This is a genomic window from Streptomyces hokutonensis, assembly GCF_042751305.1.
Lineage (GTDB): Bacteria > Actinomycetota > Actinomycetes > Streptomycetales > Streptomycetaceae > Streptomyces > Streptomyces hokutonensis_A.
In genome coordinates this window covers 49,371-65,566 of record NZ_JBHYWD010000035.1, presented here as the reverse complement: position 1 = coordinate 65,566, position 16,196 = coordinate 49,371, and the positions used below count along the sequence as shown (strand labels likewise).

The window sequence follows — 16,196 nt, the reverse complement described above, 5'->3', positions numbered from 1 at the left end:
GTCCTGTCATGCCTTTCACGGAGAAACTGCTGACCGTGCCACCGCCGATCGAGGTGGCCGGGCGGCGCGTCAAGCGCTACCACGTCACCGCCGACCCGGCCGGGATCGCGCCCGAGGTGGAGGCGGCGGCATACGCGATCCTGCCGAAGCTGCTGCCCGAGCCGGACGGCACTCCGCCGGCCACGTTCGTCGTCCTGCACCGGGGCGGTGACGACGGTGCCTATCTGAACGCGTACAGCTGGGTGTGGGACAACGTCCTGCACTTCCGGGGCGCGTCGGCGGGCCAGCCGGTGCTCGGCTGCCCCGACCTCGACCCCACCCACTTCGTCACACCCGACCTGCCGTGGATCGGCTGCGTCTGGGAGTTGCCGCCGATCCTGCACGAACGGGACGCCTGGGTACGGCACCTCCTCGCGCCCGAAGTACCGGACCTCGACGCCTACTTGGCGGACTCCCTGCCCGCCGGAACCACGGGAGACCGCTCATGAGCAGCCCGCGCGACTTCGACTTCCTGCACGGCGACTGGGAGGTCGTGAACCGTCGTCTCACCGAATTCCTCCAACCCGGCAGCGGCTGGGAGGAGTTCACGGGGTTCAGTCGTTGCCGGTCGCTCTTCGACGGCGCCGCGAACGTCGACGAGATCGACATGCCGTATCTGGGATCGAAGGGGCTGACCCTGCGGCTCTTCGACCGGGAGACCGAACTGTGGTCCCTGAACTGGTCGTCGAGCCGCAGCGGCAAGCTGTTCCCGCCGGTGACGGGCGGGTTCGAGGGCGGCCGGGGCGAGTTCTACGGCGACGACACACACGGCGGAAAAGACGTGCGGGTGCGGTTCGTGTGGTCGGGGGTCTCCGCGAGCGGCGCGCGCTGGGAGCAGGCGTTCTCGGTGGACGACGGGGCGAGTTGGGTGACGAACTGGACGATGGACTTCACCCGGCCGAAGGCTTCCTGAAGGCCAGGATCGTGAACTCGGGGTCAGCGCGCGGCCGTTCCTGGTCGGGCAGCGACTCCAGTCGCTCGACGAACCGTTCGGTGAGCGGTTCGCCGGGCGGCAGCATGGTGAACCAGCCGCGTCGCAGGTCCGCGGTGGTGCTGCGGGGGCTGCGGCCCTGGCCGTGGCCACGGAAGCGGGCCGTGCCTGCCGGGTGCAGGCCCTGCTCGGCGGCGTAGGCGCGAACGTGGTCGGAGTGGTCCTGGGCGGGGCGGCGGGGGCGCGGGGCGAGGACGGCGTCGATGTCGCTGCCGACGTCGTGGGCGGCGGCCTTGTCGACCGTGGTGATGTACACCCCGCCCGGTCGCAGCACCCGCGCGCACTCCGCGATGATCGCCCGGGCGTCTTCGGGACCCGCCACGAGATGCAGCAGCCAGATGGTGGTGACGGCGTCGAACACCCCGTCGGGGAAGGGAAGTTGGCGGCTGTCCGCGAGGAGTACGGCGCCGGGGAGCCGGGTCGCCGCCGTACGGACCATGGCGGGTGCGGCGTCCAGGCCGCTGACCCGCAGGCCGGGGCGGGCTGCGGCGAGCCGGCGGGTGACGATGCCGGTGCCGCAGGCCACGTCGAGCAGGGCGCGGGCAGCCTTCGGGACGAGGCCGAGTACGGCTTCGGCAGCGGCGGCGGCCCGGGGCTCGCCGCCGCGTGTCGCGTCGTAGGCGTCGGCTTCCTTGTCGTAGTCGAGCACGCGCTGTCGCTCCTAACCGTCCCGTGCGGTCAGGCCGCGCCGTGTCCGGGTGCCAAGTCCTCGACTCTGCGGGCGAGTTGGAAGTCGAGGTCGGTGATCGCGCCGCCGACGCTGTGGGTGTTCACGGCCAGGGCGACGGTGTTGTAGCCGAGGGTGAGGTCGGAGTGGTGGTCGAGTTCCTCCTGGACCTGGGCGATGTGGACGACCATGGCGGTGGCCGCGAAGTGGGTGCCGAGCCGGTAGGTGCGGGTGAGGCGGTCGGCGTCGGCGGACCAGCCCGGGAGTTCCGCGAGGCGGTCCTCGATCTCCTTCTGCGACAGCGGTGCGACGGCCATGGCCTGGGTCCTTCCTCGGGGTCGGGTTCCTCTTCGGCCACTTCAGCGTGCCACAGGCGGCGGGCTGCGTGCCTGGTCAGACGAGTTCCCCCGGGTGAGTCCGGTACGCGGCTCCCCCGGACGGGTTCCCGGTCCGTTCACGGGCGGGCCGCTTCGACTACGGTCGTGCGTATGACCATCGTCGCAACCGGCACCGGCACCGGCACCGGCACCGGCACCTCCGCGGGCAAGGGTGTCGGGCCGTTGCTGCGTGCCTGGCGGGAGCGGCGGCGGGTCAGTCAGCTGGAGCTGGCGTTGCGGGCCGATTCCTCGGCGCGGCACATCAGCTTCGTGGAGACGGGGCGGTCGCGGCCGAGCGAGGAGATGGTGCTGCGGCTGGCCGAGCACCTGGAGGTGCCGGTGCGGGAGCGCAACTCCCTGCTGCTGGCGGCCGGTTACGCCCCGCGCTATCCGGAAACCCCTTTGGACGACCCGGCGTTGGGCGCGTTGCGCGAGGGTCTGGAGCGGCTGATCCAGGGCTACGAGCCGTATCCGGCGCTGGTGGTGGACGCGACCTACACGGTGGTCGCGGCGAACCGGGGCATCACCATGCTGCTCGACGGCGTACCGGAGTCCCTGCTCCAACCGCCCCTCAACGCCATGCGGTTGACGCTGCACCCCGAGGGACTGGCGCCCCGCATCCGCAATCTGGGTGAGTGGCGCGGGCATCTCCTCGCGCAGATGGAGCGGCAGATCGCGCTGCACCGGTCCGAGCCGCTGCGGGCACTGTACGAGGAGGTCGCCGCGTATCCGGTGCCGGAGGCGGCCGGCGACGAGGCCGAACCGGCCGGTTCCGTACCGTACTTCGCGCTGCCGATGCGGATCGAGCACGAGGGCCGGGTGCTGTCGTTCGTCTCCTCGATCTCCACGTTCAACACTCCGATGGACGTGACGGTCTCGGAGCTGGCGATCGAGACGTTCCTCCCGGCCGATCCGGCGACGGCCAAGTACCTGCGTGAGCGCGGAGACTGACGGATGATCATCCCTGAACCGCTGAGACAATGGCCGGAACATGGCACACTGCCCCCAGACTTCGGCGCGTATGGGGAGGCGTGGCGTGAGTGAGCGGCGGCCCGCGCCCACCGTGGGCCAAGTAGTGCTGGGCAGAAGGCTCCAGGAGTTGCGCGAGGCGGCCGGCATCAAACGCGAGGAGGCCGCGCAGGTCCTGCGGGTGGCTCCGGCGACCGTACGGCGGATGGAGATGGCCGAGGTCGCGCTGAAAGTGCCGTATGTGCAGGTGCTGTTGAGCACGTACGGGGTCTCCGACGAGGAGGCGGACTCGTTCGTCGCGCTCACCGAGGAGGCGAACCAGCCGGGTTGGTGGCAGCGGTTCCACGACGTGCTGCCGGAGTGGTTCAGCCTCTATGTGAGCCTGGAGGGCGCGGCCGGGCTGATCCGGTCGTACGAACCGCACTTCGTGCCCGGCCTGTTGCAGACCGAGGACTACGCGCGTGCCGTGATGGAGGCCGGGACGATCGGGCAGAACGGTCCGGAGACCATCGAGCGGCATGTGTCCCTGCGGATGGCGCGCCAGGGGCTGTTGGAGCGGGACAATCCGCCGCACCTTTGGGTGATCATGGACGAGACGGTGTTGCGGCGTCCGGTGAGCATGCGCGGCGAGGTGATGCGCGAACAGCTGGACAAACTCCTGGAGTTCGGCGAGCGCGACCGGGTCACGCTCCAGGTCGCGGAGTTCGAGAACGGCCCGCACCCGGGGACGTACGCCCCGTTCTCGCTGTTCCGTTTCGCCGAACCGGAGCTGCCCGACATGGTGTTCACCGAGTATCTGACCGGTGCCCTGTATCTGGACTCCCGTACCGAGGTCTCCGCGCATCTGGAGGTCCTCGACCACATGACGGCGCACGCCGCGTCCGCACAGCGCACCAAGAAGATCCTGCGGGACTACCGCGAGACCTTCTGAGCACGGCCCGCACACAGCACGCTTCCCGGCACAGCACCCGGCACACCGACCCGAACTCCCGAGGAGACGACACCGCATGACCGGATCCGAAGCCGCGCCCACCCGTATCGACACCAGCCGGCCGCATCCGGCGCGGGTGTACGACTGGTGGCTCGGCGGCAAGGACAACTACCCGGTGGACGAGGAGCTCGCGCGCCGGATCCTCGCCTCGGACGGCACGGCGGTGCGCGGGGCGCGGGCCAACCGCCGGTTCATGCACCGGGCGACGCGGACCGCCGCCGAGGCCGGGATACGCCAGTTCCTGGACATCGGCACCGGTATCCCCACCGAGCCGAACCTTCACCAGGTGGCGCAGAGTGTCGCCCCGGACGCGAAGGTCGTGTACGCGGACAACGACCCGATCGTGCTGCGGCACGCGGAGGCGCTGTTGCACGGCGCGCCCGAGGGCAGCACCGAGTACGTGCACGCCGACGTCCGCGACCCGGACACCATCCTGCGGCTGGCCGGCGAGACCCTCGACTTCACGCAGCCGGTCGCGCTGTCGCTGGTCGCGCTCACCCACTACCTGGGTGACGACCCCGACGGCGACGACGTGTACGGCCTCCTCAAGCGGTACGTCGACGTCCTCGCCCCGGGCAGCTACCTGGTGCTGTCGCAGGTCACCCCGGACCTCATCCCCGAGGCCATCGCGAAGGCCGCCGAGCACTTCCGGCGCAGCGGGACCCCGTTCTACCCGCGCTCGCTGGCCGAGTTCTCGCGCTTCTTCGACGGCCTGGAGCTGCTCGGCCCGGGGGTCATCTCGGTCTACGGCTGGCGGCCGGAGCCGGAGGACGTGGCCGCCCAGGCGGAGGGCGTCGTCCCGGTCTACGGCGGGGTGGCCGTCAAGCACTGACCCTTACGCCCGCGGGCTCCTGCCCTGCACGTCCGCGGGTTCTGACCCGTACGGCTGCCGTGAACGGGTGCGCTCCCCTGCCCCGCCCTAGGTTCGACACCACGGGCGAGCAAGGGAGCGCAGGTGACGGACACGCGGATACCGCACACCGGGCCGGCCAGGGGCCGTGAGACAGACGCGGAATATCGCATACAGGATCCTGTAGCCACTTGGGGCGAGGTAGTCGAACCCGCCGCGGCACGTGTCCGGGCGATGGAGGCCTGATGCCCTCGGACGCCGTGCTGTACCAGGCCGCCGCACTCTGCCTGACCTACCCGGACGATGACTTCCGCGCCCGGCTCCCGCTGCTGCGCGAGGCCGCCCCGCAGCTGCGGGAGTTCGTCGACCACGCCGCCCTCACCCCGCCCCGGGAACTCGCCGCGCACTACGTGCAGGTCTTCGACTTCGAGAACCGGTACAGCCTGTACCTGAGTCGGTGGCACGACGGCGACACCCGGCGGCGCGGTATGTCCCTGGTCCGCTTCGAAGAGCTGTACCGCGCGCACGAGTTGGAGTTCACCGGCGAGGAGCCGCCCGACTACCTGCCCGCGGTCCTGGAGTTCACCGCCCGCACCGGCGACCTCCACCTCCTCTCCGAGTACCGAGGCACGCTGGACCGACTCCGCGCCCGGCTGGCCGACTTCGGCACGCCGTACGCCTCCGTCCTGGACGCCGTGTGCGCCACCCTGCCGGCCGGGACCGGCGGGCGGACCGTGAGCTAGGCCGCGCCGCCCTTCGCCTCGCGTTCGTCGTCGACGATCTCCGCGTCGACCACGCCTTCCTCCTCCTGGGGTGACGTGTGTTCCGTGGGGGTCTCCGGCTGCTCCGTCGGGGACTCCTGGGCGGCCTGGGCGTACATGGCCTGGCCCATGCGCTGGCTGACGGTCGCGAGGTTCTCGACGGCGGCACGCAGCTCGGCGGTGTCGGACTCGCCTTCCAGGAGGGTCTTGACCTGGGTGGCCGCCGCCGCGACCTCGGACTGCGTGTCGGCCGGGATGCGTTCCTCGTTCTCGCGGACGAACTTCTCGGTCTGGTAGACGAGTTGTTCGGCCTGGTTGCGGGTCTCGGCGGCCTCGCGGCGCCTGCGGTCCTCGTCGGCGTACTGTTCGGCCTCGCGCATCATGCGGTCGATGTCGTCCTTGGGGAGCGCGGAGCCGCCGGTGACGGTCATCTTCTGCTCGCGGCCGGTCGCCAGGTCCTTGGCCGAGACGTGCATGATTCCGTTGGCGTCGATGTCGAAGGCGACCTCGATCTGCGGGACGCCGCGCGGGGCCGGCGGCAGGCCGGTGAGGTCGAAGACGCCCAACTTCTTGTTGTACGCGGCGATTTCACGTTCGCCCTGGTAGACCTGGATGCCGACCGAGGGCTGGTTGTCGGTGGCGGTGGTGAAGATCTCCGAACGCCGGGTCGGGATGGTCGTGTTGCGTTCGATGAGCTTCGTCATGATGCCGCCCTTGGTCTCGATGCCCAGGGACAGCGGGGTGACGTCGAGGAGCAGGACGTCCTTCACGTCGCCGCGGATGACACCCGCCTGGAGGGCTGCGCCGACGGCAACGACCTCGTCGGGGTTGACGCCCTTGTGCGGATCCTTGCCGGTGAGTTCCTTGACGAGGTCGGTGACGGCGGGCATCCGGGTCGAGCCGCCGACGAGGATGACGTGGTCGACGGCGGAGAGCTTGACGCCGGCGTCCTTGACCGCCTGGTGGAAGGGGGTCTTGCAGCGGTCGAGGAGATCGGCGGTGAGTTCCTGGAACTGGGCGCGGGTCAGCTTCTCGTCGAGGTGCAGCGGTCCGTCGGCGGAGGCGGTGATGTAGGGGAGGTTGATCGTGGTCTCGGCGGCCGAGGAGAGTTCGATCTTCGCCTTCTCGGCGCCCTCGCGCAGCCGCTGGAGCGCCATCTTGTCCTTGCCGAGGTCGATGCCGTACTGACCCTGGAACTTCTTGACCAGGTACTCCATGACCCGCTGGTCCCAGTCGTCGCCGCCGAGATGGGTGTCGCCGTTGGTGGCCTTGACCTCGATGACGCCGTCGCCGATCTCCAGGAGGGAGACGTCGAAGGTGCCGCCGCCGAGGTCGAAGACGAGGACGGTCTGTTCCTCGCCGCGGTCGAGGCCGTAGGCGAGGGCGGCGGCGGTCGGTTCGTTGATGATCCGCAGGACCTTGAGGCCCGCGATCTCGCCGGCCTCCTTGGTGGCCTGGCGCTGGGAGTCGTCGAAGTAGGCGGGGACGGTGATCACCGCGTCGGTGACGTCCTCGCCGAGGTAGGCCTCCGTGTCCCGCTTCAGTTTCTGCAGTACCCGCGCGGACAGCTCCTGGGCGCGGTACCGCGTTCCGTCGATGGTTCCCGTGTCCGGGAACCGCCAGTCGGTGTTGCCCATGTGGCGTTTCACCGAGCGCGCGGTGCGCTCGATGTTGGTCACCGCCTGCCGTTTGGCGACCTCACCGACCAGTACCTCGCCGTTCTTGGCGAAGGCCACCACCGAGGGTGTGGTCCTCGCTCCCTCGGCGTTGGCGACGACCGTCGCCTCTCCGCCCTCCAGTACCGCGACCACCGAGTTCGTGGTCCCCAGATCGATCCCGACCGCTCGTCCCATAGCCGTCCCCTTCCGCCAGGCGCTGCCCGATCTCCAGCACAAAACTTGAGTGGCGGAAAGTCAATGCCGCACCCCTTTTCCGGGTGCGGCATCGAGGTGGGAGAGGGGGCCGGAGTCAGGCGGATTCGACCGTCAGCGTGATCGTCGTACCCGCAAGCGCCTGGCTGACCGGGCAGTTCTTCTTGGCGTCCTCGGCGGCGGCCGCGAAACCGGCCTCGTCCAGGCCGGGGACCTCGCCGCGGACGGTGAGGTGGATGCCGGTGATGCCCTCGCCGGGCTGGAAGGTGACGTCGGCCTTGGTCTCCAGGCGGGTGGGCGGGGTGCCCGCGCCGGTGAGGCCGTGCGACAGCGCCATGGAGAAGCAGCTGGAGTGGGCGGCCGCGATCAGTTCCTCGGGGCTGGTCTTTCCGTTGGCCTGCTCGGCGCGCGACGCCCACGTCACCGGCTGCACACCGATGCCTGACGAGTCGAACGTGACCTCGCCGCTGCCCTTGATGAGTTCGCCTTCCCAGACGGTGTGTGCGGTGCGCGTGGTTGCCACGGTGATTCCTTTCGACGCGGATGTCGTTCGGGGCCATCCGATCACATTCCGGTTCAGCGCACCCGGAAGACCGGCCCACGCGGGGTGAACGGCAGGCGAGCGCCTTGTGGAATCAGATAGGCGTGCTCGCGCCGCACCCGCAGTACGTCGCACCAGCCGTCGGTGATGACGAGGACGGGCGCCCCCGGCGGGAAGTCGTCGGCGCGCTGCAACAGGTCGATTCCGGGCTGCAGTACGGTCCCGCCGCGCCCGTGCACCCGCACCCGGCCCGCGATGTCGGTGACCGGCACATAGCCCGCGTCGTGCGGGGCCGCGTCGCAGAACACGACCCGGGCCGCCGGTACGTCACGGGCCTCGGCGTACGAGGCGATCGCGCCCAGTGCCTTGCCGAGGAGGGTGCGGTCCATGGAGCCGGAGGTGTCGAGGACGACACCGAAGGTGCAGCGGGCGACCTCCTCCGGCGGGAAGTACCGCCCGGCGCGCGGGATGTCGGGGGTGGAGGACTGGCGGCGCGAGGGACGGGCGTACGACCGTACGGGCTCCGGTCTGGGTACGAACTCGTCGAACCAGCGGACGAGTTGGGCGTCCCAGGGCAGCGGCGGGTGGCTGAGCGCGCGGATCTCCTCGATCAACCCGCCAGGCAGGAAGCCGCGTTCGTGCTGCTGGTGCAGGTCCAGGCCGCGGGCGAGGCCGCGCCGGTAGAACTCGTCGAGGTCGACGTAGTCGCGGGGGCTGCCGAGCGGGCCGCCGAGGATGTCGCCGGTGCCCTTGCCGCGCAGGGTGGCCAGGCGGCGGGTGCGGCGCAGGTCGGCGGTGATCCGGTCGTAGACCTCCTCGGCGGAGAGGTCCTTCAACTCCGGGTCGTACAGCAGGCCTTCGGGCATGGTGCCGATGTCCATCTCGCGCAGCCAGCCGTTGATGACGTAGTCGGCGGCGACGTTGAAGAGGAACGGGTCGCGGGTGCCGCAGCGGTCGCCGTGGCGCAGCGCGGCGTGCAGCATCTCGTGGGCGAGGACGAACCGCCATTCCTCGTCGTCGAACTGGCGCAGCGGGTTGATGTAGATCTCGGCGGCCTCGGTGTCGACGGCGGCGACGGAGATGCCGTGGGCGCGGGCGAGTTCGGCGTCGGCGACGAGGGTGATGCCGGCGGCGATGCCGCCGAGCAGCGGGTAGTTGGAGACGAACCAGCTCAGTGCGCGTTCCCAGGGCCGCAGCCGGGTGGGGCCGCCGTACATCGACTCGCGGCGGCCGCCGGCGAGGTCCATGGCGACGGACATGGTCCGGGTGAGGGCGCTCGCGAAGGCGATCTGCCAGTCCACGGGCTTCCCGGGCCAGCCGTGCCACGGTACGAGCACCTGGTCGGGGTCGCTGCCCGCCGTACCGCAGTGTTCATAGGCGGCCGGGATGCCGCCCTGGCGCCAGCGGGCCGCGAGCTGCTCCTCGTCGCCCGCGGGGTAGGCGGCGGGCAAGTCCTCGGGGGTGCGGCCGACGGGAAAGGTGAGCAGGAAGCGGTTGACGACGACGCAGCGGGCGGCGAGGTCGAAGCGGTCGGGCTGTTCGCGCTCGCCGTTGGCGCCGGGGACGTGGCCGAAGCCGAGGTGGATGAGCGCGTGCGCGATCGACCAGGCCCATTCGGCGGGTTCGGCGAGCCGGGTGGGGTGCGCGTGGAGATACCCGTTGGAGTTGACCAGCACGAGCCCGTCGCGGGGCGCGGCCCGGCACTCCTCCTCCCGGCACAGCTCGAAGTCGATCGCGGCGAGCGCGGGGTTGGCCCACACGAGTTTCAGCCCGGCCGTGAACGCCTCGGTCGCCGGGTCGGGCTTCTTCTTCTCGGGGTCCTTCTTGCGGGTACGGCTCACGGCGCCGCCTCCGGCACGGGGGACATGCGCAACTCCCGTGCCCACAGCGCCGGTTCGCGCGTGCCCCTCATCGCCGCGCCTCCACCAGCCGGGGCATGTCCCGGGCCGCCTCCACCAGGAACCAGGCCGGGAGGACCGGGTTGCCGTCGTCGTCCGAGGCGATGACGCTCTGCGCCACCTCGACGGAGATCTCGGCGAGTTGGACGAGGAGGGACTTGGCGCGGTACGCGGTCTGGCGGCCGTTCGCCGACAAGTGCTCCTTGCTGGCGGGGAGTTCCTTGATGAGGCGGCCCCGGAAGGACTCGGCGAGGTAGTACAGGAGGTCGCGGTCCTCGGTACGGTTCGGCCAGCGGGCGTCGCCCTTGAGGACGGCCTCGATGCCGAAGCGGCTGCGCACGATCTTGACGTAGCCGCAGAACGCGACCGCGTGGGCGGGCGTCAGCGTGCCGTGCGCGATGACCTTGAGGGTGTACTCGTCGAGGTCGGGCCCGAAGGAGCCCAGCGCGTCGGAGAGCATGTGCCAGGAGCGGGGCGTGGAGAAGGGCTCCTCGGTCTTCGGCGGCTTGGACCACAGGTGGTCGGGGCGGTCGGTGAGGTGGTCGAGGATCCACGGGTGGATGCCGTTGGACGCGGCCCACACGAGCCAGTCCTTCGGGGAGGCCTCCAGGTGGACGTGGGTGAGCCGGTTGACCAGCGCGGAGGCGATCGGGCGGGCCAGCGCGTTGTCGGTCGCGCGGTTGCCGGCGCCGATCACGATGGAGCCCTTGGGGAGTTCGTAGTTTCCGATACGGCGGTCCAGGATCAGCGAGTAGAACGCCTTCTGCACATCCGGTGTGGCCGCGTTGAGTTCGTCCAGGAACAGGCAGTACGGCTCGTCCCGCGCGATGGCCTCCGGAGGGCAGAACACGGAGCGTCCGTCGCGGATCTGCGGTACGCCGATCAGGTCCTCGGGCGCGAGCTGCGTACCGAGCAGACTGACGCACTCCAGGCCCAGCGACTGGGCGAACTCCCTTACCAGGGACGACTTTCCGATGCCGGGCGCGCCCCAGAGGAAGACGGGGCGGACGGTCGCGAGGCCCAGCAGCAGTTCGGGGATCCGGGCGGGAGTGACGGTGACGGCAGCCTGCAAAGCAGCGGCTCCTGAAGGAGGTTCGGGGTGGGGAGACTCGACCAGTGTGTGCGCACGCCCCGACCACCGCAGCCCATTTTCAGGCGGCCCGTTCCTCCGGCTCCGTCGGCACGGGCACCTGGGGGCCGTTCAACTCCCGCAGCCAGCGCCGCAGTACGCGGTGGATGTGCTCGGCGCCGACCAGGTCCTCGTCGTCGTCGATCGGCGCGGAGAGGGCGTGCGGCGACAGCAGGAACGGCTTGCTCTGGGAGCCGCCGAGACCGCCGTGGGAGCCGATCTGCTCCTCGAAGGCGAGGACTTCGCCCTCGGCGGGGTCGTACCAGGAGTTGACCATGATGTCGGCGGTGTGCGGGAAGGAGTGGGTGCGCCGGACGGCGTCCGCGGCCCCGGGGCCGAAGTCCGCCAACGGGCCCTGCTTGTCGTCGAGTTCGGCCACCGGCAGCTCCGCGCCGTGCGCGCCGAGGACGACTCCGCCGTACTCCTCGCTGCGCACCAGGACGAAGCCGACGCCGGGGTGGTTGGCGAGTGTGGTGAGGAGGGCGGGGTGGCGGGCGTCGATCTCCTCCTTGGTCATGCGGTGCGGCACATCGGGGAAGGAGACCAGGCCGAGGTTGCCGGAGGCCAGCACGATCGGCTCCGAGTGCCGGCCGGAGTGGGCCTGCCGCTCGTCGCCGTCCTTGGCGGGCCTGCGCAGCGCCGCGCGGACGGCGGCACGGGCTTCGGCGCCGCTGTGGGTGCGGCGGGCCCGGCGCGGTACGGGCAGCCCGCAGCCTGCCCGGACCAGGTCGCCGAGGGTGAGGCCGTAGCGGCCCTGGAAGGTCTCGCCGGGGCTCTGGCCGTGGTCGGAGAGGACGACGATGCGGTACGGGCGCGGGGCGTGCTCGGCGACGTTCTCGATCAACGCGAGGGAACGGTCCAAACGTTGGAGGACCTTGGCGGCGTCGCGACTGCGCGGTCCTGAGTGGTGGGCGACCTCGTCGTAGGCCACGAGGTCGGCGTAGACGGCGGTGCGGCCGGCCAGCATGTCGCCCATGACCGCGGCGACGACGACGTCCCGTTCCACGACGGTCGCGAAGGCGCGGACGAGGGGGTAGAGGCCGCCGCGTTTGACGCGGGGGCGCTGCCTGGTGAGGCGGGAGCGGGTGGACTGGCCGATCTCGCGGCCGACCTCGGCGACGAAGGACATCGCGGTGCGGACGGCGTTGGCGGGGTCGGAGAAGTAGGCGAAGTAGCCCGCGCGGGAACGGTTGTCCCGGCCCCGGCGGCGGATCGCGATCGACAGCACGAGGGCCTGTTCGTCGGCGCCGCCGCTGAACAGGTTGCCGCGGCTGGCGCCGTCCACCGTGAGGAGGCCGCCGTCGCCGGTGTGCTCGATGGCGCGGCGCTGGAGCTCGGCGGCGCTGGTCGGGCGGTTGCAGACCATCACCTCGCCGGTGTCCTTCTCGTACCAGCGGAACGCGGGGATGTCGTGGTTGGAGCCGTGCAGGATGCCGAGCTGGCTGGCGCCGGTCTGGCTGGACCAGTCGGTGCGCCACGGGGTGAGGCGGTGGGTGGGGCGGTCGCCGCCGAGGAGTCGCGCGACGGTGGGCATCAGCCCCTTCTCCATCGCGTCGAGCAGGACGTCGTGGCCGACGCCGTCGAGCTGGAGGAAGACGGTGCCGGGCGAGGACGGGCCGGGCGGGAGGGCTCTGCGGCGGCGGTCGGCGAGGCGGTAGAGGCGGCGGCGGTAGGCGTCGTCGTCGCGTACGGCCAGGGCACCGCCGGTCGCGGAGGCGACGGCGGACATCACGGCGGCGACGACCACGGCCGTCTCGGGGGCGACCTGGCCGCGCAGCCCGCCGTCCGGATTGATGCGCAGGGCGATCAGCAGCAGCGAGCCGTTGAGGACGAAGACGAGGAGGCCGAGGACGAGTGCGGGCACCAGCAGCAACAGCCGTACCAGCAGCGGCCAGACCAGGGCCGACAGCACACCGAAGGCACCGGCGCCGAGCGCGGCCGTGACCCCGATCCGGGTGGCGCTGTCACCGTCCGCCGACTGGAGCTGGAAGTCCGGCAGGATCCCGGCGAGCACCAGCATGGTGACCGTGGAGACGGCCCACACCGCGATGCTCCGCCCGACCTGACTGGCGAGCCGCCGCCAACGCCCTCCGCCCACGCCCCGTACACCTCACGTCCCGGGCCCGTCGACCTGGCGGGCCTGTCCCCAGCCTGTCATACGGGACGCGGGGACCCCGCTGCTAGCGGCCGTCGTAGCCGGCCGTGGGCATCGACAGCCGCCGGTGCACCCGGGCCTTGGCCTGGGCGTCGTACGACGGTTCCGCGCGGCCCACCGTCTCGATCCGCACCCCGCGGCGCGCGCACTCGTCGGTGAACTCCTCGACGGAGGACAGCGCGCTCTCCAGGACCCGGCGGCTGGGGGCGACGAACAGGTCGAGGCCTGGGCGGACGCCGTCCCACAGGGCGCTGTGGTCGGGGCGCAGTCCGCGTACAAGGAGTTCGCGGGCGATCACATAGCCGTGGTCGGCGGCCCAGCGGGCGCACATGGCGTGCTGGCTGCGCGAGTCGACCAGGAAGGGGTCCTCGTCCAGCTCCTCCAGCGGTGTCAGGCTGGCGATCGCCGTGACCCGGACCCTCATCGGCATACCGAAGGCACCGCGTACCTGTCCCATGGCGTCCCCCTCACCTCCGGGTTTCGCCGCCGACCCTACTCCTGCCCGTAGGCTTCGGGGGAGTCGCGCGAAGGAGGCAAAGAAGGTGCCGGTGGAGATCACCTGGTGGGGTCACGCCACCTGCACGATCGAGGACTCGGACATACGCGTCCTCACCGACCCCCTGTTCGCCCGCCGGCTCGCGCATCTACGACGCCGCCGGGGCGCGGTGCCGCCGCCCGAGGCCCATCGCGCGGACCTGGCGCTCGTCTCCCATCTGCACGCCGACCACCTCCACCTTCCCTCGCTCGGCGCCCTCGCCCCGGGCACGCGCCTGCTCGTACCCCGGGGCGCACTCCGCGCGGTACCCGGGTTGCGCCGGCTCCGGCAGCTGCGCATCGACGAGGTGTCCCCCGGCGACCGGACGATGGTCGGTGACCTGGTCGTACGGGCCGTGCCCGCGCGGCACGACGGGCGGCGGCTGCCGGTCGGACCGCACCGCTCCCCCGCGCTGGGCTACGTCGTCGAGGGCGAGGCGCGCACCTACTTCGCCGGGGACACCGGGCTCTTCGACGACATGGCCAAGGAGGTCGGGCCGGTCGACGTGGCGCTGCTGCCGGTCGGCGGCTGGGGGCCCTATCTCGGCGAGGAGCACCTGGACGCGGGACGCGCGGCCCAGGCGCTGGCCCGGCTCGCGCCGCGCAGCGCGGTGCCGGTGCACTACGGCACGTACTGGCCGATCGGGATGGACGCGGTGCGCCCGCACGAATTCCACACGCCGGGCGACGAGTTCGTGCGCGTCGCGGCCCAACTCGCGCCCTCGGTGGCCGTGCACCGGCTCGGGCACGGCGAGAGCGTGCGTCCGGAGGTCGCCCGGTGAGCTGGATCGCGGACGCGCTGTCCGCGACGGCGACCACCTCGCCCGAATCGACCCAACAGGCCATCGGCTACCCGTCGTTGTTCCTGCTGGTGCTGTTCGGGGCGCTGGTGCCGGTGATTCCGACGGGGGCGCTGGTGAGTTCGGCGGCCGTGGTCGCGTTCCATCAGACGGCGCCGTTCGCGCTGGCGCTGGTGTTCGTGACGGCGTCGCTCGCCGCGTTCCTCGGGGACATCGCGCTGTACTGGCTGGGGCGGCGCGGGATGGGGTCGAAGAACGGCTCGCGCTGGCTGGAGGCGATCCGCTCGCGGGCTCCGGAGGACCGTCTCGAGCAGGCCCAGGAGAAGCTGGCCGACCACGGGGTGACGGTGCTGGTGCTGTCCCGGATGGTGCCGGCGGGCCGTATCCCGGTGATGCTGGCCTGTCTGCTGGCCGAGTGGCCGATCCGCCGGTTCGCCCGCGGCAACGCGCCCGCGTGTCTGGCGTGGGCGGTGACGTACCAGCTGATCGGCATCCTCGGAGGGTCGCTGTTCCCTGAACCTTGGGAGGGCGTGGTGGCGGCGGTCGCGCTGACCGTGGCGATCAGCGCGGCGCCGACCGTGTGGCGAAGGGTGCGGAAGACAACTCCCGCCTAGGCAAGCACTCTTGAGCCTCCTACCGGTAGGTCCCACAGGTCCTCGCGTGCCAACTCCGCCTTCTCCCAAGCTGCCCTGACCCGCGTCAGCGGCTCCAGGACCGGTTCTGCCGACAGGACGAACGTGCCCCAGTGCATCGGGGCCATCCGCCGCGCGCCCAGGTCCTGAGTGGCCCGGACCGCCTCCTCCGGATCGCAGTGGACGTCGCTCAGCCACCAGCGCGGGTCGTAGGCGCCGATGGGCAGCAGGGCCAGGTCGATTCCCGGATAGCGGCGGCCGATGCGGGAGAACCAGTGGCCGTAGCCCGTGTCGCCCGCGAAGTAGACGCGCCGGCCGTCCGGTGCGGTCATCACCCAGCCGCCCCACAGGGAGCGGCAGGTGTCGGTGAGGCTGCGCTTGGACCAGTGGTGGGCGGGTACGAAGTCGAGCCGTACGCCGTCGAGTTGGGCCGCCTCCCACCAGTCCAGTTCGGTGACGCGGGTGAATCTGCGGCGGCGGAACCAGCTGCCGAGGCCGGCGGGCGCGAACACCGGGGTGTGGCGCGGGAGTCGGCGCAGGGTGGGGGCGTCGAGGTGGTCGTAGTGGTTGTGGCTGATGACGACGGCGTCGATCGGCGGGAGTGATTCCCAGGCGACGCCCACGGGGGTGATGCGGGCCGGGGTGCCGAGGATGCGGCGGGACCAGACCGGGTCGGTGAGGATCGTCAGGCCGCCGATGCGCACCACCCAACTGGCGTGTCCCGCCCAGGAGACGGCGACGGTCAGGGAGTCGACCCGGGGCAACGGCTCGGGGGCGAACGGGAGTCGGGGGATGTCGGCGAGTCCCTCGGGGCGGGGTCGTACGGAGCCCTCGCGGGCGAAGCGGGCGATCGCCTTGAGGCCGGGCAGCGGGGCGGTGAGCCGGTCGTGGAAGGTCCGGGGCCAGACGCGGCGGGCGGCCCGGGGGGGGGCCGGGCGGCCCGCCGGGGGCGCCGGCGGGGGGGGGGGGGGGGGGCGGGGGGGGGGGGGGG

16 protein-coding genes and 1 pseudogene are annotated in these 16,196 nt (G+C 71.5%); 8 read left to right on the top strand and 9 right to left on the bottom strand.

Features of this window, described 5'->3' with window-relative positions:
• The first annotated feature begins 8 nt into the window (after positions 1-8).
• Positions 9-488, top strand: a complete 480-nt coding sequence (locus ACFXC1_RS47810) for a hypothetical protein (RefSeq protein WP_019071363.1) — start codon at positions 9-11, stop codon at positions 486-488.
• Positions 485-952, top strand: a complete 468-nt coding sequence (locus tag ACFXC1_RS47805; protein WP_381255765.1) for a hypothetical protein — start codon at positions 485-487, stop codon at positions 950-952. The genes ACFXC1_RS47810 and ACFXC1_RS47805 overlap by 4 nt, the downstream gene beginning before the upstream one ends.
• On the opposite strand, the gene ACFXC1_RS47800 is transcribed toward ACFXC1_RS47805, so the two are convergent.
• Together ACFXC1_RS47800 and ACFXC1_RS47795 are read right to left on the bottom strand one after the other, a co-directional pair.
• On the bottom strand, positions 930-1,679 hold the full coding sequence (locus ACFXC1_RS47800; RefSeq protein ID WP_381255763.1) for a class I SAM-dependent methyltransferase: 750 nt from the start codon (positions 1,677-1,679) through the stop codon (positions 930-932). The two genes, ACFXC1_RS47805 and ACFXC1_RS47800, sit on opposite strands and share 23 nt — an antisense overlap.
• A gap of 29 nt (positions 1,680-1,708) precedes the next feature.
• Positions 1,709-2,014: a 4a-hydroxytetrahydrobiopterin dehydratase gene (locus ACFXC1_RS47795; protein WP_381255761.1), complete on the bottom strand. Its 306-nt coding sequence runs from the start codon at positions 2,012-2,014 to the stop codon at positions 1,709-1,711.
• A gap of 171 nt (positions 2,015-2,185) precedes the next feature.
• Between ACFXC1_RS47795 and ACFXC1_RS47790 the strand changes: the two genes are divergently transcribed.
• The 4 genes from ACFXC1_RS47790 (at position 2,186) to narJ (ending at position 5,627) form a co-directional block, all read left to right on the top strand.
• Positions 2,186-3,025 carry a helix-turn-helix domain-containing protein gene (locus tag ACFXC1_RS47790; RefSeq protein WP_381255758.1) on the top strand — a complete coding sequence of 280 codons (840 nt, stop codon included), beginning with the start codon at positions 2,186-2,188 and terminating at the stop codon, positions 3,023-3,025.
• A gap of 85 nt (positions 3,026-3,110) precedes the next feature.
• Positions 3,111-3,974, top strand: a complete 864-nt coding sequence (locus tag ACFXC1_RS47785) for a helix-turn-helix domain-containing protein (protein ID WP_381255756.1) — start codon at positions 3,111-3,113, stop codon at positions 3,972-3,974.
• A gap of 76 nt (positions 3,975-4,050) precedes the next feature.
• Positions 4,051-4,866 (top strand): SAM-dependent methyltransferase, encoded by an 816-nt coding sequence (locus ACFXC1_RS47780; protein WP_381255753.1) that lies wholly within the window; start codon positions 4,051-4,053, stop codon positions 4,864-4,866.
• 263 nt (positions 4,867-5,129) lie between these two features.
• The gene (narJ, locus tag ACFXC1_RS47775) at positions 5,130-5,627 is read left to right on the top strand and encodes a nitrate reductase molybdenum cofactor assembly chaperone (protein ID WP_381255751.1); all 498 of its coding nucleotides are present in this window, start codon (positions 5,130-5,132) and stop codon (positions 5,625-5,627) included.
• On the opposite strand, the gene dnaK is transcribed toward narJ, so the two are convergent.
• The 6 genes from dnaK to ACFXC1_RS47745 form a co-directional block, all read right to left on the bottom strand.
• Positions 5,624-7,498, bottom strand: a complete 1,875-nt coding sequence (gene dnaK / locus ACFXC1_RS47770; RefSeq protein WP_381255748.1) for a molecular chaperone DnaK — start codon at positions 7,496-7,498, stop codon at positions 5,624-5,626. The genes narJ and dnaK overlap by 4 nt on opposite strands.
• A gap of 115 nt (positions 7,499-7,613) precedes the next feature.
• Positions 7,614-8,039: an OsmC family peroxiredoxin gene (locus ACFXC1_RS47765; protein WP_318019803.1), complete on the bottom strand. Its 426-nt coding sequence runs from the start codon at positions 8,037-8,039 to the stop codon at positions 7,614-7,616.
• Between the two features lie 53 nt (positions 8,040-8,092).
• The gene (locus ACFXC1_RS47760; RefSeq protein WP_381255745.1) at positions 8,093-9,898 is read right to left on the bottom strand and encodes a vWA domain-containing protein; all 1,806 of its coding nucleotides are present in this window, start codon (positions 9,896-9,898) and stop codon (positions 8,093-8,095) included.
• A 67-nt stretch (positions 9,899-9,965) separates the two neighbouring features.
• Positions 9,966-11,027 (bottom strand): ATP-binding protein, encoded by a 1,062-nt coding sequence (locus ACFXC1_RS47755; protein WP_381255742.1) that lies wholly within the window; start codon positions 11,025-11,027, stop codon positions 9,966-9,968.
• Positions 11,028-11,106: 79 nt separating this feature from the next.
• Positions 11,107-13,182 (bottom strand): phage holin family protein, encoded by a 2,076-nt coding sequence (locus ACFXC1_RS47750; RefSeq protein ID WP_381255740.1) that lies wholly within the window; start codon positions 13,180-13,182, stop codon positions 11,107-11,109.
• Positions 13,183-13,264: 82 nt separating this feature from the next.
• Positions 13,265-13,696, bottom strand: coding sequence for a hypothetical protein (locus ACFXC1_RS47745; protein ID WP_381255737.1), 432 nt, complete (start codon positions 13,694-13,696; stop codon positions 13,265-13,267).
• Positions 13,697-13,781: 85 nt separating this feature from the next.
• Between ACFXC1_RS47745 and ACFXC1_RS47740 the strand changes: the two genes are divergently transcribed.
• Positions 13,782-14,555 carry an MBL fold metallo-hydrolase gene (locus tag ACFXC1_RS47740; RefSeq protein ID WP_381255734.1) on the top strand — a complete coding sequence of 258 codons (774 nt, stop codon included), beginning with the start codon at positions 13,782-13,784 and terminating at the stop codon, positions 14,553-14,555.
• The gene (locus tag ACFXC1_RS47735; protein ID WP_381255731.1) at positions 14,552-15,187 is read left to right on the top strand and encodes a DedA family protein; all 636 of its coding nucleotides are present in this window, start codon (positions 14,552-14,554) and stop codon (positions 15,185-15,187) included. The genes ACFXC1_RS47740 and ACFXC1_RS47735 overlap by 4 nt, the downstream gene beginning before the upstream one ends.
• On the opposite strand, the pseudogene ACFXC1_RS47730 reads toward ACFXC1_RS47735, so the two are convergent.
• Positions 15,184-16,176 (bottom strand): annotated as a pseudogene (locus tag ACFXC1_RS47730) (MBL fold metallo-hydrolase); the annotation flags it as partial. The gene ACFXC1_RS47735 and the pseudogene ACFXC1_RS47730 overlap by 4 nt on opposite strands.
• Positions 16,177-16,196 lie beyond the last annotated feature (20 nt).

Excerpts from the sequence above, each read along its gene's own strand:
- ACFXC1_RS47810 (WP_019071363.1), top strand. The coding sequence starts at position 9 with ATGCCTTTCACGGAGAAACTGCTGACCGTGCCACCGCCGATCGAGGTG.
- ACFXC1_RS47805 (WP_381255765.1), top strand. The coding sequence starts at position 485 with ATGAGCAGCCCGCGCGACTTCGACTTCCTGCACGGCGACTGGGAGGTC.
- ACFXC1_RS47795 (WP_381255761.1), bottom strand. The coding sequence starts at position 2,014 with ATGGCCGTCGCACCGCTGTCGCAGAAGGAGATCGAGGACCGCCTCGCG.
- ACFXC1_RS47790 (WP_381255758.1), top strand. The coding sequence starts at position 2,186 with ATGACCATCGTCGCAACCGGCACCGGCACCGGCACCGGCACCGGCACC.
- ACFXC1_RS47780 (WP_381255753.1), top strand. The coding sequence starts at position 4,051 with ATGACCGGATCCGAAGCCGCGCCCACCCGTATCGACACCAGCCGGCCG.
- narJ (WP_381255751.1), top strand. The coding sequence starts at position 5,130 with ATGCCCTCGGACGCCGTGCTGTACCAGGCCGCCGCACTCTGCCTGACC.
- dnaK (WP_381255748.1), bottom strand. The coding sequence starts at position 7,498 with ATGGGACGAGCGGTCGGGATCGATCTGGGGACCACGAACTCGGTGGTC.
- ACFXC1_RS47745 (WP_381255737.1), bottom strand. The coding sequence starts at position 13,696 with ATGGGACAGGTACGCGGTGCCTTCGGTATGCCGATGAGGGTCCGGGTC.